The 17,901-nt window shown below is 43.2% G+C and carries 4 protein-coding genes; all 4 read left to right on the top strand.

Annotation, left to right across the window (positions count from 1 at the left end; translation table 11 throughout):
• Positions 1-29: 29 nt before the first annotated feature.
• The 4 genes from ACM0OZ_RS10015 to panP are packed head-to-tail and all read left to right on the top strand — an operon-like array spanning position 30 to position 17,720.
• Positions 30-6,605 (top strand): amino acid adenylation domain-containing protein, encoded by a 6,576-nt coding sequence (locus ACM0OZ_RS10015; protein WP_414582651.1) that lies wholly within the window; start codon positions 30-32, stop codon positions 6,603-6,605.
• Positions 6,606-6,620: 15 nt separating this feature from the next.
• A complete protein-coding gene (locus tag ACM0OZ_RS10010) occupies positions 6,621-12,725 on the top strand; it encodes an SDR family NAD(P)-dependent oxidoreductase (protein ID WP_414582650.1) in 6,105 nt (2,034 codons plus the stop codon).
• Positions 12,722-16,015: an amino acid adenylation domain-containing protein gene (locus tag ACM0OZ_RS10005; protein ID WP_414582649.1), complete on the top strand. Its 3,294-nt coding sequence runs from the start codon at positions 12,722-12,724 to the stop codon at positions 16,013-16,015. The genes ACM0OZ_RS10010 and ACM0OZ_RS10005 overlap by 4 nt, the downstream gene beginning before the upstream one ends.
• The gene (panP, locus tag ACM0OZ_RS10000; RefSeq protein WP_414582648.1) at positions 15,999-17,720 is read left to right on the top strand and encodes a pyridoxal-dependent aspartate 1-decarboxylase PanP; all 1,722 of its coding nucleotides are present in this window, start codon (positions 15,999-16,001) and stop codon (positions 17,718-17,720) included. The genes ACM0OZ_RS10005 and panP overlap by 17 nt, the downstream gene beginning before the upstream one ends.
• Positions 17,721-17,901 lie beyond the last annotated feature (181 nt).

Below are 17,901 nucleotides of genomic sequence, written 5' to 3'. Positions count from 1 at the left end.
AAATACTGATAAGTTTTAAGCATAATATTATGGATAGGAAAACAGATGATATTATTAAACGACGTTCTAAGCTCTCACCTGCTAAACAAGCAATTTTAGAAAAGCGCTTACGGGGTGAGCATGAGCCGAATACTCAACAAATAGTTATTCCTCGCCGTACCCAGCAAAGCCCTGCTCCTCTGTCCGCAGCCCAGCAGCGATTGTGGTTTCTCCAACAGTTAGAACCTCAAAGTTCTGTTTATAACGAATTTGCGTGTATACGTTTAAAAGGTATTCTAAATTTAGCAGCTTTAGAGAAAAGTTTTAATGAAATTGTAAGACGCCACGAATCTTTGCGTACCTCTTTTGAAACTTTGGATGAGCAAACAGTTCAAGTGATTCATCCAAGGGTGAGTATAGAGTTGCCAGTAGTAAACTTGAGCAACTTACCGCAAGCATTGCAGGAGGCTGAAGTTGAGCAACTCAGTGCTGAAATTGCTCGAAAGCCTTTTGACTTGGCATCGAGTTCGTTGCTGCGAGGGATGTTATTGCAAACAGGCGAACAGGAACATTTACTTTTGTTAGTCATCCACCACATTGTCTGTGATGGCTGGTCAATACAAGTGCTTAACCAAGAATTAGCAGTACTGTACGAAGCTTTCTGTGCTGAAAAATCTTCCCCGCTTTCAGAACTGCCCATTCAATACGCAGACTATTCCATCTGGCAGCATCAGTGGTTGCAAGGTGAGCGAGAAAAAACTCAACTTTCTTATTGGAAGCAACAATTGGCAGATGCTCCAACCACTTCAGTGCCTACAGACCGTCAGCGTCCCCCAGTACAAAGCTTCCAAGGAGCGGCTAGCTTTTTTAAGCTATCACCACGCTTGACCCAAATGCTAAGGTCTTTAAGCAACCAGCAAGGGATCACTCTGTTTATGACCTTGTTAGCGGCATTTCAAGTACAGTTGTACCGCTATACAAGTCAAGAAGACATTTGCATTGGCTCCCCAATAGCTAATCGCAACTATGCTGAGGTTGAACGGTTAATCGGCTTTTTTGTCAATACCCTTGTACTGCGTACTGACCTTTCTGGAAACCCAAGCTTCTTGCAATTGCTGAATCGAGTGCGTGAAGTATGTGTAGGAGCTTATGCTCATGCTGACTTACCTTTTGAGCGACTGGTAGGAGAATTACACCCTGAGCGGAATCTCAGTCATACACCCTTGTTTCAAGTCATGTTTGCTTTGCAGGAAGATACCAAAAAAGATTTGGTATTACCTGGTTTAACTCTCAAATGGCTTCAAAACTATAACAAAACAGCTAAATTTGATTTAACGCTATATGTGGTAGATGCAAAGCCAGAACTTTGGGGGTGGTGGGAGTACAATACTGACTTGTTTGATGCTGCCACTATTGACCGAATGATAGGGCATTTTACTAATTTGTTAGAGGGTATTGTCAGCCATCCAGAGAAGCGTTTATCAGATTTGCCACTATTAACAGAACCTGAACGCCAGACTCTGTTAGTTAAGTGGAATGATACTGCTACTAATTACCCTCAGGATAAATGCATCCATGAATTGTTTGAAGCGCAAGTAGAAAAAACACCGGATGCTGTAGCGGTAGTTTTTGAGGAAGAACAACTTACTTATCGGGAACTGAACGTCAGAGCAAATCAACTAGCGCACCATTTGCAAGCTTTAGGTGTCAAACCAGAGGTACTCGTAGGTATTTGTGTAGATCGCTCCTTAGATATGGTCATCGGACTATTAGCCATCCTCAAAGCAGGTGGCGCATATGTACCGTTAGATGCCAGCTACCCGCAAGAGCGGTTGGCATTTATACTAAAAGATGCCCAAGTATCAGTGTTGCTGACTCAAGCCTCCCTCATGGAGGCAATGCCCCAACACACAGCCAAAGTCCTGTGTTTAGATACTGAATGGCAGCTAATTGCCCAACAAAGCCACGAAAATTTATTCTGCCAGCTAACTCCTGACAACCTGGCTTATGTCATCTATACCTCTGGTTCTACAGGCAAACCCAAAGGTGTACAAATTCCCCACGGCGCTTTGAGCAACTTCTTACAAGCTATGCGCCAAACGCCAGGGTTAACCGAGCAAGATACTTTGCTAGCAGTTACCACCATATCCTTTGATATAGCTGCGTTGGAACTGTTCCTACCGCTCATAGTAGGTGCTCGTTTGGTAGTTACCAGCCGGGAAGTAGCCTCAGACGGAGTGCAGCTGTCAGCGAAATTAACTGACTCAAAGGCTACAGTCATCCAAGCTACACCAGCTACTTGGCAGTTACTTTTGGCAGCAGGCTGGGCTGGCAATCATTCGTTAAAAGTCCTGTGTGGAGGAGAGGCTTTACCAGGGCACTTAGCAAATCAGTTACTTGACCGATGTGGCAGCTTGTGGAATATGTATGGTCCTACTGAAACCACCATTTGGTCAGCAGCCAGTCAGGTAGCAACTGTTAACAGCATTGTACCAATTAGTCAGGCGATCGCTAATACACAACTTTATATCCTAGACCAATATAATCAGTTAGTTCCTGTCGGTGTCGCAGGCGAACTGTGTATCGGTGGCAAAGGACTGGCGCGAGGTTATCTTAACCGCCCAGAATTGACCGCAGAAAAATTTATCCCCAACCCCTTTAGCGATCAATCAGCAGCCCGTCTGTACAAGACAGGAGATAAGGCACGCTACCTGCCCAATGGAGAAATTGAGTTCATTGGTAGGATTGACTACCAAGTAAAAATACGTGGTTTCCGCATCGAACTAGGAGAAATTGAAGCACTCATTAGCCAACATCCAGCAGTGCGAGCAACTGTAGTTGTTGCTTGCTCTTCACCAGCAGATGGTCAAAGTTTAGTAGCTTATGTAGTTCCACACACAGACCAAACACTAGTCATTTCTGAACTGCGGGGCTTTTTAGAGTCAAAGTTACCAAACTACATGGTGCCGACAGCTTTTGTCATCCTAGAGGCACTACCACTGACACCTAATGGTAAGGTTGATCGCAAAGCGCTGCCAACACCTAGTAAAACACAGCTACCTGAATCATCTTTTGTACCTCCTTCCACACCAATTGAGGAGATGCTAGCTACTATCTGGGCACAGGTACTTGATATAGAAAAAATCAGCATTCATGATAACTTCTTTGAAGTGGGTGGACAGTCCCTAGTAGCAACTCGTCTGATTTCTCAAATCCGACAAGTCTTTCAGGTAGAGCTTCCCTTACGTCGCGTATTTGAAAAACCAACAATAGCTGGGCTGGCTAAAGACATTGAAAAAGCTACCAAGATAAGCTTAGGAGCTGAAACAACAGACATTGAGCGAATTTCACGATCGCAAGTGTTACCCCTATCCTTTGCCCAGCAACGGTTATGGTTCATGTTTCACTTAGATCCCAACAGCTCCTTCTACAACATTCCTGCGGCTGTTCGCCTACAGGGAAAATTAAATGTAGCGGCACTACAACAAAGTTTCAACGAAATTCTGCGGCGTCACGAAGCATTGCGAACCAATTTTCAAGCAGTGGAAGGGCAAGCGATCGCAGTTATCTCGCAAGCAACACCGCTCGTATTGCCCCTACTCGATTTGAGTGAATTAGCTTCAAATCAACAGGAAGATAAAGTTAGACAATTAGCATTAGCAGAAGCACAACAACCTTTTGATCTCAACAGTGACCTCTTGCTGCGGGTGAAACTACTGCGGCTGAGTCAAGAAGAACATATAATGCTATTTACGATGCACCACATTGTCTCTGACGGTTGGTCAATCGGTGTGGTGGTGCGGGAGTTAGCGACACTTTATCAAGCCTTTTGCGATCAGCAGCTCTCACCCTTAAATGAATTGCCTGTCCAATATGTAGACTTTGCAGCTTGGCAACGACAATGGCTGCAAGGAGAAGTGCTACAGTCACAAATATCTTATTGGCGAAAGCATTTAGAAGATGCGCCAAAAGTATTGGAGTTACCCACCGACCATCCAAGACCAGCGATTCAGACGTACCGAGGTGCGACTTATTCATTTGAGCTATCTCCAGAGTTATCTGTAGCCTTGAATAAACTCAGCCAGCAGCAAGGAAGCACTTTGTTTATGACCCTGCTGGCAGCTTTCCAAACCCTGCTATGGCGCTACACCAGCAGTGAAGATATTGTAGTCGGTTCCCCCATCGCTAATCGCAATCGAGCGGAAATAGAAGGGTTAATTGGTTGTTTTGTCAATACTTTGGTTCTGCGAACTAATTTAGCGGGTAATCCTACCTTTGAGGAGCTACTCACTCGTGTGCGGGAAGTGGCATTAGGAGCTTACGCACATCAGGATGTGCCTTTTGAAGTATTGGTAGAAGAACTACAACCACAGCGAGAGTTGAGCTACACACCACTATTTCAAGTGATGTTTGTGCTTCAGAATGCACCAATGTCTGCGTTAGAACTGCCTGGTTTGACTTTAAGTTCCTTGGCAATTGACAGTGGTAGTGCCAAATTTGATTTGACCCTAGATATGGCAGAAACAGCACAGGGACTATTTGGCACTTTAGAGTACAATACCGATTTATTTGAGGCAAGCACCATCAAGCGGATGGCAGGGCATTTGCAGTCCTTGCTTCAAGAAATTGTGGCAAATCCCCACCGGAGACTTTCCGAGTTACCACTGTTAACAGAATCTGAACAACGCCAGTTGTTAGTGGAATGGAATAATACGCAAACAGAGTATCCACAAGAAAACTGCATCCACGAGTGGTTTGAAGCGCAAGTGGAGAAAACACCCGACGCAATAGCAGTGGTATTTGAAGATTCTCTGTTGACCTATTGTGAACTCAACCAACGAGCAAATCAACTTGCACACTACTTACGCACTTTGGGAGTAAAACCAGAAGTATTAGTGGGAATTTGTGTAGAGCGATCGCTCGATATGGTCATCGGGTTATTAGCCATCCTCAAAGCGGGTGGTGCATATGTACCGTTGGATCCTGGTTACCCCAAAGAACGCTTGGCTTATATGTTAGAAGACTCGCAACCAAGCGTCTTATTAACACAACAGCACCTATTAAAGAATCTACCAACCCACAAAGCTAAAGTAGTTTGTCTAGACAGCAACTGGGAAATTATCGCCCAACACAGTAGAGAAAACCCTGTTAGCCACCTCACCTGTGATAACCTCGCCTACCTCATCTACACCTCCGGCTCTACAGGGAAACCAAAAGGAGCGATGAATACCCACAAGGGAATCTGCAATCGCTTACTGTGGATGCAAGACACATACCAATTAACAGCAAGCGACCGAGTTTTACAGAAAACTCCCTTCAGTTTCGACGTGTCAGTCTGGGAATTTTTCTGGCCATTGATTACAGGTGCGCGTTTAGTAGTAGCGCAACCAGAAGGACATCGAGACCCCAACTATTTAGTCCAAGTCATTACACAGCAGCAAATAACCACCATCCATTTTGTGCCTTCAATGCTGCAAGTGTTTTTAGAAGCTGAAAATCTGGAAACTTGTAACAGTCTTGTGCGCGTGATAGTCAGTGGTGAAGCGTTACCAGTGCAACTGCAAAAACGCTTCTTTAACCGGCTCAACGCCCAACTGCACAATCTCTATGGTCCCACGGAAGCCGCCGTAGATGTCACATTTTGGGAGTGCAAAAATTCATGCAGTACCCAAGAATATAGCATCTATCAAAAGACAGTTCCGATTGGTCATCCAATTGCTAATATCCAAATTTATCTGCTTGATGAGTATTTAAATCCTGTCCCTATGGGTGTAACGGGCGAAGTATATATTGGTGGTGTAGGAGTGGGTCGAGGCTACTTAAACCGCCCTGACTTGACAGCAGAAAAATTCATACCTAATCCCTTCAGCGATAAACCAGCAGCGCGTCTGTATAAAACAGGAGATAAAGCACGTTATCTGCCGAATGGAGAGATAGAGTATATTGGTCGTACCGACCATCAGGTGAAAGTCCGTGGTTTCCGGATTGAACTGTCTGAGATTGAAGCATCTATTAGCCAACATCCAGCAGTACGAGAAACTGTAGTTGTAGTACGCTCAGATTCAGAAGATTCTCAACGAATAGTCGCCTATGTAGTCGCTTATACAGACAAAAGACTGATAATTACTGAGCTACGCAGCTTCCTAGAGTCAAAGTTGCCAAGCTACATGGTGCCAGCAACTTTTGTCACCCTTGAAGCACTACCACTCACGCCTAATGGTAAGCTTGATCGCAAAGCGCTGCCTGCACCTGATACCGCACGTCCCGAATTAGAGGCGCTTTATCAGCCACCCCAAACTGAAGTGGAAAAAACGATTGCTGATATTTGGCAAGAAGTTCTTCATGTGGAAGACGTAGGAATTCATGATAACTTCTTTGAACTCGGTGGTCATTCATTGCTTTTGCTTCAAATTCATAGCAAATTACGTGAAGTATTTAAGAGAGATTTATCTGTCCTCGACTTATTTAGATATCCGACCATAAGCTCTTTAACAGATTATTTTAATCAAGTCAAAAATCAACAACCATCTTCTTCTATGACAGAGATTGTCACTGAAAAAATTGCAGATGGTAAAGCTCAACAAAGAAAGCGTCTGCAAAAAATGAAATCTATTGAAAATATTTAAGGATTAAGTAAAATTATGAGTATTCCAGCAGCATCTACTTCTACAAATGGTTCAGAAATAGCAATTATCGGCTTAGCTGGGCGTTTTCCAGGAGCTAAAAACATTGAGGAATTTTGGGAAAATCTCCAAAATGGAATAGAATCAATTTCTTTTTTCAGTGATGAAGAACTGTTGTCGTCAGGAATAAGTTCATCTCTATTAAAAGATCCGAACTATGTAAAAGCAAATGCTATATTAGAAGACGCAGAATTATTTGATGCTTCATTTTTTGGCTTTAATCCCAGAGAAGCAGAAATCACTGATCCACAACACCGAATTTTCCTAGAGTGTGCTTGCGAAGCTCTGGAAAATGCTGGATACGATTCACAAACTTATAAAGGTGCTATTGGTGTTTATGGTGGCTCTAGTCTGAGCAGCTACTTACTTAATATTTATCTAAATCAAAATATCAGAAACTCTATTGATTCTCAGCAACTCACACTAGCAGCAAATAAAGATTTCCTAACCACGCGCGTTTCTTACAAACTTAATTTAGAAGGTCCCAGTTATGCCGTCCAAACTGCCTGCTCAACTTCATTAGTAGCTGTTCACTTAGCTTGCCAAAGTTTGCTGAATGGTGAATGTGATATGGCTTTAGCTGGTGGAGTTGCCATCAATGCGACAAGAAAAACTGGATATATGTACACAGAAGGGGGAATAGCCTCTCCTGACGGACATTGTCGCGCCTTTGATGCTAGGGCAAAGGGATCTGTGGGTGGTGAAGGTGTAGGCATTGTGGTGTTGAAGCGATTAGAAGATGCTTTGAGCGATCGCGATACAATTCATGCTGTCATCAAAGGTTCGGCTATCAATAACGATGGTTCCTTCAAAGTTAGCTACACAGCACCCCGTATCGATACCCAAGCAAAAGTCATTAGAACGGCTCAAGCAATAGCCGAAGTAGAACCTGAGACAATTACTTACATAGAAGCTCATGGTACAGGAACAGCCTTAGGAGATCCGATTGAAATTGCCGCCTTAACACAAGCTTTTCAAGCAAGTACTCAAAAGAAAGGATTCTGCGCCATTGGTTCCGTCAAAACCAACATTGGGCATTTGGACACTGCGGCTGGTGTGACGGGATTAATCAAAACCGTCCTTGCACTAAAACACAAACAAATACCTCCAAGCTTACACTTTGAGCAGCCAAATCCTGAAATTGACTTTGCCAATAGTCCTTTCTACGTCAATACCAAACTTTCTCAATGGGAAACAAATGGCACTCCCCGACGTGCAGGAGTCAGTTCCTTTGGACTTGGGGGAACCAATGCCCATGTAATTCTTGAAGAAGCCCCGGCGGAGGAGCAGGGGAGCAGGAGAGCGGGGGAGCAGGGGAGAAAATATCATCTTTTAGTTCTTTCTACCAAAACGGAATCGGCGCTAGAAAAGGCGACAACGAATTTAGCTAATTATTTCCGAGAACATCCCGATTTAGACCTCGCCGATGCAGCTTACACATTGCTCTTTGGGCGAAGAGTTTTCGAGCATCGGTGTGCAATTGTCTGTCGAAATATTCAAGATGCTGTCAACGCACTTGTTGAGCCAAAGCGAGTTCTCACCAGTACTCAGAAAGCTCAGGAACGCCCTGTTGCCTTCATGTTTTCTGGACTAGGAACTCATTACGTCAACATGGCTTTTGAGCTTTACCAAACTGAGCCAACATTTCGCGCCTGTGTTGACCAATGCTGTGAACTCCTTAAACCCCACCTTAGTCTTGATTTACGAGATGTTTTGTATCCCAAGAGAAATACTAAGGGTGTAAATCAGCAACAACAAAATACTTCCTCTGCTGGGTTCGACTTGCGAAAAATGTTAGGTCGGGAAACGGAACCAGCAGATGTAGAGACGTTGCATGCAACGTCTCTACTGAATCAAACTGTTTTTACCCAACCAGCTTTGTTCGTCATTGAATACGCTTTAGCTCAATTGTGGATGTCGTGGGGAATTCGTCCTACGGCAATGATTGGCTACAGCATTGGTGAATATGTAGCGGCGACTTTAGCGGAGGTCTTGTCTCTGGAAGACGCTTTAACTTTGGTAGCTAAAAGAGCGCAAATGATTCAAGAACTGCCAGAAGGGGCAATGCTGGCGGTTGGGCTTTCCGAGGAGGAAATACAGCCCCTCCTCAATGAAAAAATTTCCATGTCTGCAATCAACGGCTCATCCTTATGTGTGATTGCAGGTTTCACAGATGCTGTCGAGGCATTGGAACGACAATTGAGTCAAAAGGGTATAGTTGGGAAGCGTTTACAGAGTTCTCATGCTTTTCATTCTGTCATGATGGAGGCGATCGCTCCTACCTTAGACGATTTAGTCAAAACATTCAGCCTCAAACCACCGAAAATTCCGTATTTGTCCAACGTCACGGGAACTTGGATTACAGCAGAGCAAGCAACAGATCCCAGTTATTGGGTGAAGCACCTGTGCCAAACAGTACGCTTTGCTTCCGGAGTGCAACAATTATGGAAAAAAGACAATCCCATCTTACTAGAAGTTGGTCCTGGTCAAGCATTGAGTAGTTTTGCACAGCAATGTATAGAAAGTGACGATACCAAAACAGTGATGCTCTCCTCCCTGCGGCATTCCTATGAGCAGCAGTCAGATGTCGCATTTTTACTGAACACATTGGGTCGCCTTTGGCTGGCAGGGGTAAAAGTAGACTGGTTGAGTTTTTATGCGAATGAGCGACTTCATCGCATCCCTCTACCGACGTATCCTTTTGAGCGCCAACGTTACTGGATTGAGGCAAACCCTGAAGCTGCTTTGGCTACGCCCTCACAACAAACATTACATAAAAAATCAAATATTGCGGACTGGTTTTATATCCCCTCCTGGAAACGCTCTTCACACGTAACATCAAAATCAGAACAAAAGTTGTGTTGGTTAGTCTTTATTGATACTGTTGGAGTTGGTTCACAAGTTGCTAAACAGCTGGAATTACAGGGGCATGATGTCATCACTGTGACGCTTGGAGAGCAGTTTACCCAGCTAGGTGAGCGTTGTTACGCAATTAATCCACAAGCAAGCAGTGACTATGATACCTTGCTCAAAGAACTTGACTCATTGGATTTCAACCCAAATGCGATCGCCCATTTTTGGAGTCTTATCCCAAACCAACAGGGAGAATCTCCTCATCAGTTGTTTAAAGAATGTCAGAATTTAGGTTTTTATAGTCTGCTTTTCCTGGCACAGGGATTGGGAAAACAAGAAGTTACCGATAATCTCCAAATTTTGGTAGTGACCAACAATGTGCAGGAGGTAAACGGTGATGAAAAGTTGTGCCCGGAAAAAGCACCTGTTATGGGAATTTCTAAGGTGATCCCCCAGGAGTATCCCAACATCACCTGTCGTAACATTGATGTTGTCATTCCGGAATCAGGGACACCCCAAGAAAATCAACTCATAGACCAACTTTTAGCAGAACTCACTCAAACGGCATCTGAAAAGATGGTAGCCTACCGTGGCAAACACCGATGGGTGCAAACTTTTGAACCAATACAACTTGAGGAGCCAGATGAGGAAAAAATTCCCATCAGGGACGGAGGAGTATACTTAATTACTGGTGGTCTGGGAGATGTTGGCTTGGTACTGGCAGAATATCTAGCCCAAACAGCGCGTGCTAAGCTAATTCTCACAGGGCGTTCTGGTCTGCCTGCAAAACAAGAGTGGTCTCAATGGCTAGCGACTCATGATGAGAACGATGATATCAGTCGCAAAATCAAGAAAGTGCAAGCATTAGAAGCATTAGGTGCTGAGGTGCTAATTTGCCGCGCCGATGTTGCTAATCTCGAACAAATGCAAACAGTAATGACTCAAGCTTCAGAGCGCTTTGGTCAGGTTCATGGTGTCATCCATGCAGCAGGGATAAAGCTGTTTTGCAGTGTTCAACAGATAAGTAAAACTGAGTGTGAAAGTCAATTAAGCCCAACAGGCTATGGATTATTTGTATTAGAAAATATCTTACAAGGAAAAGAGCTTGATTTCTGCGTAATAATATCCTCATTAGCATCTGTTTTGGGGGTACTGGGCATGGCTGCCTATCCAGCAGCGCACATATTCACTGATGCTTTTGTACACAAACATAACCAAACAAGCCTTGTTCGCTGGTTAAGTATCAATTATGGCGATTGGATAACTCAGGAATCTTCGGAATTGGTGACCGTGCCCAAAGGTGCGGACTCAATGATGACACGACAGGAAGGTCTGGAAGCTTTTAAACGCGCCTTATCTACAGGTATGACTCAAGTAGTTACATCAACTGTAGATTTGCAAGCCAGCATTAAAAGATGGGTTAAGCTTGAATTTAGTAAAAGCTCTCAACTTCAAGAAAAAGCTAGTTCCTCTTCTTTTTACTCCAGACCCAATTTAGATAATGCCTATGTTGCTCCTAGAAATGAGGTAGAGCAAACCATTGCCAATATCTGGCAAGAGCTCCTTGGTATTAAGCAAGTAGGCATTCACGATAGCTTTTTCGAGTTGGGTGGGGATTCGGTTCTGGGCATCCAAGTGAGTGCTAGAGCTGCTAAAGCAGGTTTTCGGTTGACTCCTCAGCAATTGTTTGAGCACCAGACAATTGCCGAACTGGCAAAGGTGGTAAGCACAACCCAAGTTGTCCAGGCTGAACAAGGCTTAGTCACTGGTCCGGTACCTCTTACGCCTGCCCAGCACCAGTTCTTTGAATTGAATCAACCAGAACCGCATTACTGGAACCAGGCAGTCTTATTAGAGGTACTGCAATTTCTAGATCTAGGTTTGTTAGAGCAAGCGTTGCAGCAATTATTAATACACCACGATGCACTTCGTCTTCGGTTCACACTCTCTGAGTCTGGCTGGCAGCAGGTCAACACTAGTCCCCAAGAAGTGGTGCCGTTTATACACATAGATTTGTCGGCATTGTCATCCGAGGCTCAAATAACTGCTATGGAGGTAACGGCCGCCAAAATACAAGCCAGTTTGAACCTCTCAGAAGGACCGATTGTGCGCTTTGCCCTTTTTGAACTGGGTGCCAACAAGTCAAACCGCTTGCTAATCGTCATCCACCACTTAGGAGTAGATCCCGGCTCTTGGCGAGTCTTATTAGAAGATCTCCAGACTGCTTATCAGCAGCTCAGTCAGGGTAAGGCAATTCAGCTTCTACAAAAGACAACCTCCTTTAAGCAGTGGTCTTTCCGGTTACAGGAATACGCTCGCTCAGAAAAGTTGCACAAAGAGCAAAAATACTGGCTGAGCGAACGTCACAAGCAGGTTTCTCGTCTACCGATGGATAATCCTGAGGGTATAAACACTGTAGCATCAGATCAAATTGTATCAGTAGCGCTCAGCGAAAAAGAGACTCAAGCGCTGCTTCGGGAGGTTCCAGGAGTCTATCGAACTAATACACAAGAGGTTCTGTTGACTGCCCTTGTACAGGCTTTTACACAATGGACAAGCGTGAACTTGTTACTGGTTGATCTCGACGAAAATGGGCGAGAGGTAAGTACAAGTGGTATAAATGATGTAGATATATCAAGGACAATAGGTTGGATCACGACTACCTATCCTGTACTTTTAGATTTGGAAAAAGCTGACAATCCTGGCGATGCATTGAAAGTCGTCAAAGAACAACTTCGTTGCATTTCTAATAAAGGCATTGACTATGGAGTATTACGCTACCTCAGTCAGGATACGGTAGTGAGTGAGAAAATTCGGTCACTTCCCCAAGCAGAGGTAATGTTTCTCTACCTTGGTCAGCTTGGTAAAAGCTTGCCTCAGGATTCTTTGTTCAAATGGACGGAAGAATCACCTGGACCGACAGCTAGTCCCCAAGCAATTCGGCCTTATCTGTTACAAATAACTGCGTCGGTTACTGAAGGTCAATTGCGACTGGATTGGCACTATAGCAAGAATATCCATCAACGTAACACAATAGAAAAATTATCTAACAATTTTGTAAAAGCACTCTTATCTCTCATCGCCCATTGTCAGTCCACCGAAGCAGGAAACTACACACCTTCAGACTTTGTGGCAGCCAACATAAATCAAGAAAATTTGACTAAGTTGCTGGCTCAGGTTGGTCAATCAGGCAGGAAGAATTTCTCATGAAACAAAATAATATTGAAGATATCTACGAACTTTCACCGATGCAGCAGGGTATGCTTTTCCACAAACTTGCTGCACCCAATTCGGTGGTGTATTTCGAGCAGGTTTGCTTCACCTTGCAAACTCAGCTTGATGTCTCAGCCTTCCAGAAAGCTTGGCAGCGAGTTTTAGATCGCCATCCAATTTTGCGTACCTCCTTCTACTGGGAGGATCTTGATAAGCCCTATCAAGTAGTGTATAACCAAGTAGAGTTGCCGTGTGTATTCCAAGACTGGCGAAAATTATCCTTGCAAGAGCAACAAAAGCACCTAAAAGCTTTTTTAAAAGCAGATGGCGATCGCGGCTTTGAACTTTCCCAAGCTCCTCTCATCCGCCTAACATTGATTCAGGTAGCGGATGACACTTATGAATTTGTCTTCAGTTTTCACCACATCCTGATGGAAACGTGGTCTATCAGCTGGCTGTGGAAGGAATTTTATGAATTTTATCAAGCCTTTTGTCAAGGTAAAGATTTGTATTTAGAACGTCCGCGTCCCTACAGAGAATATATTGCTTGGCTACAACAACAAGACTTGCATAAGGCAGAAGCTTACTGGCGACAGAAGCTTAAAGGATTCACTGTACCGACACCAATTGTGGTGGGTAAGGATTCAGCTAGCTTCTTTAGTCAAGAAAAAGAATATGATAGACAACAGATTCAGGTGTCAGCATCTCTGACAGCCGCCCTAAAATCTTTTGCACGCAAGCATCAACTGACCTTAAACATCCTACTTAAAGGAGCTTGGGCTTTGCTGCTCAGCTATTACAGTGGAGAGTCAGATGTAGTTTTTGGAGCCACATCTTCAGGTCGACCTGCTGAACTGCTGGAGGCAGAGTCTATGGTCGGACTCTTTATCAACACATTGCCGCTACGAGTACAAGTGGAAAATCATGCTTTCCTTCTGCCTTGGCTAAAAAAGCTTCAAGCCCAAGAAGTTGAAATGCGTCAGTATGAATACAGTCCGCTGCTTGTGATCCAACAATGGAGTGAGATACCCCGTGGTCTGCCACTATTCGATAGCATTGTAGTTTTTGATAATGAATTGGTAGATTACAATCAAGCAGAGCTTGCTCAAAGCATAGGAGCCGTCGAATCTCAGTTATTGCGCGAATCTCGGTTATTATTTGACTGGACAAACTACCCTCTTACTGTGAAGGTAGCACCTAAATCAGATTTATTGAATTTGTCTATTTCCTATGATACCCGACGCTTTGACAGGGCTACTATTAGTCGAATATTAGGTCATTTAGAGACGTTGCTGGAAGGCATTGTTAGCAATCCACAGTATCGTTTGTTGGAGTTACCGTTGTTGACAGAGTCTGAGCGGCATCAATTGTTGGTAGAGTGGAATCAAACTCAGGTAGAGTATCCCCAACAGTGCATTCATCAGTTATTTGAAGCTCAGGTTGAGAGTACACCCGATGCTGTAGCTGTAGTATTTGAAGATGAGCAATTAACTTACTGTGAACTGAACGCCAGAGCAAATCAACTAGCACACTACCTACGAAAGCTGGGAGTAAAACCAGAGGTATTGGTGGGGATTTGTGTAGAGCGATCGCTCTCTATGATAATTGGACTATTAGCTATCCTCAAAGTAGGTGGTGCATATGTACCACTAGACCCTAGCTATCCCAAAGAACGCTTGGCTTATATGTTAGAAGACTTTCAACCAGGCGTATTGTTAACACAACAGCATTTAGTAGAAAGTCTACCATCTAACAAAGCTAAAGTCATTTGCATCGATAGCAACTGGCAACTAATCGCCGATGAAAACACAGAAAATCCTGCGTGCAACATCACAGTCGATAACCTTGCTTACGTCATCTACACCTCCGGCTCTACAGGGAAACCAAAAGGTGCAATGAACACCCATCGGGGAATCTGCAATCGCTTATTGTGGATGCAAGACGCTTACCAATTAACAGCAACAGATAGTGTTTTGCAGAAAACTCCTTTCAGTTTCGACGTGTCAGTCTGGGAATTTTTCTGGACGTTGATGACTGGTGCGCGTTTAGTTGTCGCTCAACCAGAAAGACATCAAGATCCTAACTATCTAGTCAACTTAATTTTACAGGAGCAAATTACAACCTTACATTTTGTACCATCGATGCTGCAAGCGTTTCTGGAAGCAGAAGGGTTAGAAAAATGTCAGTCTCTGGTGCGGGTGATGGCAAGTGGTGAGGCATTGCCATCTCAACTTCAACAACGCTTCTTGAATCGACTTAATGCCCAACTGCACAATCTCTATGGTCCAACAGAAGCTGCTGTAGATGTCACTTTTTGGCAGTGTAAAGATAGTGTTATCAATCAAAAGACAGTACCTATTGGTCGCCCAATTGCAAATATCCAAATTTATCTGCTTGATAAATATCTAAACCCTGTTCCTGTAGGTGTGACGGGTGAAGTTTATATTGGTGGTGTGGGAGTCGGTAGAGGTTACTTAAACCGTCCCGACTTGACAGCAGAGAAATTTATTCCCAACCCCTTTAGCAAAGAAGGTGTGCGTTTCTACAAAACAGGAGACCTAGCACGCTATCTGCCGAATGGGGAGATAGAGTACATTGGTCGCATTGACTATCAAGTAAAAGTCCGTGGTTTCCGTATTGAACTGGGAGAAATTGAAGCAATTATCAGCCAGCACCCAGCAGTACGAGAAACTGTAGTTGTAGTACTCTCAGATTCAGTAGATTCTCAACGAATAGTCGCTTATGTAGTCCCATCTGAGCAAACACTGGTCATTCCTGAACTACGGAACTTCCTGGAGTTGAAGTTACCAAACTACATGATACCAGCAACTTTTGTCACACTGGAAGCACTACCACTGACATCTAATGGTAAGGTTGATCGCAAAGCGCTGCCTGCACCTGATACTGCACGACCGGAATTAGAGGCGCTTTATCAGCCACCTCAAACTGAGGTGGAAAAAACTATTGCTGATATTTGGCAAGAAATACTCCAAGTTGAAAATGTAGGAATCCATGATAACTTCTTTGAACTCGGTGGTCATTCATTACTCTTAGTTCAAGTTCATAGTAAATTGCAAAAAACATTTCAGCGAGACTTCTCTATGATTGAAATGTTTCAGTATCCTACTATCAGCCACTTAGCTAGATATCTTAATCAGGAGTCAAGCGAGCAACAATTTATTACACAACACTCAGATCGCCCAGAAAGCAGAACAGCTTCAGTACAGCGCCGAAAACAAGTAAGAAAAGAATACCGATCAGCACAAAAAGGTGTTTCATCGACCTAAGGCGATTGTAGAAAGCAAAGTGATTCAAGGATACGAGATGACATTAAGTAAACAAGAAATGCCAAACAAAAATTACTTTCTTGAAACTGAGCAAACATTACATTACAATATTGAACAACAAGTGATGCAACTGTTTGCTACATCGAGTCAACCAACATCTCTTGAGAAAGAAATCGATGAAATTATTAATGATTTTTCTCAATCATTTTTAAGCACGTTTGATGCCAATACCAACATTGATTTAGATTCTTTGTTAGACAAATTTTCTGATAGTCAAATACCTGTTCAACCTACTGATTTTGAAAGTTATTTAAAATACTTAGGTGATCATGTTGTTGCTCATTCAATACATACATCTTCGCCACGATTTATTGGTCACATGACCTCGGCGCTTCCTTCGTTTGTGCGCCCTCTAGCTAAACTGATGACAGCAATGAATCAAAACGCTGTTAAAATAGAGACTGCTAAAGCCTTGAGCTTCTGCGAACGTGAGGCTTTAGCAATGTTACATCGACAAATTTATGATTTTCCTGATAATTTCTACACTCAACATATTCAAAACAATCAGAGTACACTAGGAATTTTAGTTTCTGGTGGTACAACAGCAAATATCACAGCACTTTGGTGTGCCCGAAATACATCATTAGGACCAAAAAATGAGTTTTTAGGCATAGAAAAAGAAGGTTTAACCGCAGCCCTAAATTTCTACGGCTACAAAGGAGCAGTTGTGATAGGCTCTGAATTGATGCACTTTTCTTTTGATAAAGCTGCGGATTTGATGGGCATTAGCACCCAGAATTTGATTAGAGTTCCCGTTGACTTGAACAATCGAGTTAACATACAGACGCTACGCCAAGTTGTTGCCCAATGCCGTAAGCAAAACCTACATATTATAGCCATTGTTGGCATTGCTGGAACCACAGATTCTGGTAGTGTTGATTCGCTAGAAAATATTGCGGATATTGCCCAAGAGAATAATATATATTTTCATGTAGATGCCGCTTGGGGTGGTCCAGTTATGTTTTCCGAAAAACATCGGCACAAGCTTGCTGGCATCGAACGAGCTGATTCAGTGACCATTGATGGACATAAACAATTATATCTACCAATGGGCATTGGTATGGTCTTCTTCCGCGACCCGCATATGGCTTCTTCAATTGAAAAACACGCAAGCTATACCATGCGTAAGGGGTCATTTGATTTAGGCAAACGTGCTTTAGAAGGTTCTCGTCCAGGCATGGCTTTATTTTTACATGCTGGTCTAAAGCTCATTGGGCTTAAGGGATATGAGTTTTTGATTGATGAAGGAATCCGGAAAACCCAATACATGGCTGCTCGTATTTCGGCGATGCCTGAATTTGAATTGCTAGCAGAACCTGATACTAATTTGCTAATTTATCGCTATATTCCAGTGGAGTTTAGAGGGCTTGTTGCTAAAAAGCAGTTGACAGAAATAGATAATGAAATCATTAATAATTTTAATGAAAAATTACAGAAGATACAGCGCCAAATTGGTCGCACTTTTATCTCACGAACGACAAAAACAATTATCAATCTGGATAAAGAAATTCCTATAATTGCCATGCGTGCAGTGATTGCTAATCCATTAACGACTGAAGAAGATATTGATGCAGTTTTAAATGATCAAATTCAAATTGCTTCGGAAATTTCAATGGAGAGCATGGAGAGCATTTCACTTTCGTAAAAAGCCCCGTAAAACCTCACGCCAACCTTACTAAGGAGAGGGAGCATAAATCTTGTTTCCCCCCTTGTTATATCAAGTCCGTCTAATTCTTATCACAATACGGTTCAATTAAGCATTATTGTAGTATCTGTAGGGTGGGCAATGTCCATTATATCTGGGTTATATCTGAGTTTTTGTGAGC

It is taken from the genome of Scytonema sp. PCC 10023, assembly GCF_963920835.1.
Taxonomy (GTDB): Bacteria; Cyanobacteriota; Cyanobacteriia; order Cyanobacteriales; family Nostocaceae; genus Kalymmatonema.
The sequence above is the reverse complement of the archived record's forward strand: the minus strand, read 5'-3'. Positions and strand labels throughout refer to the sequence as shown.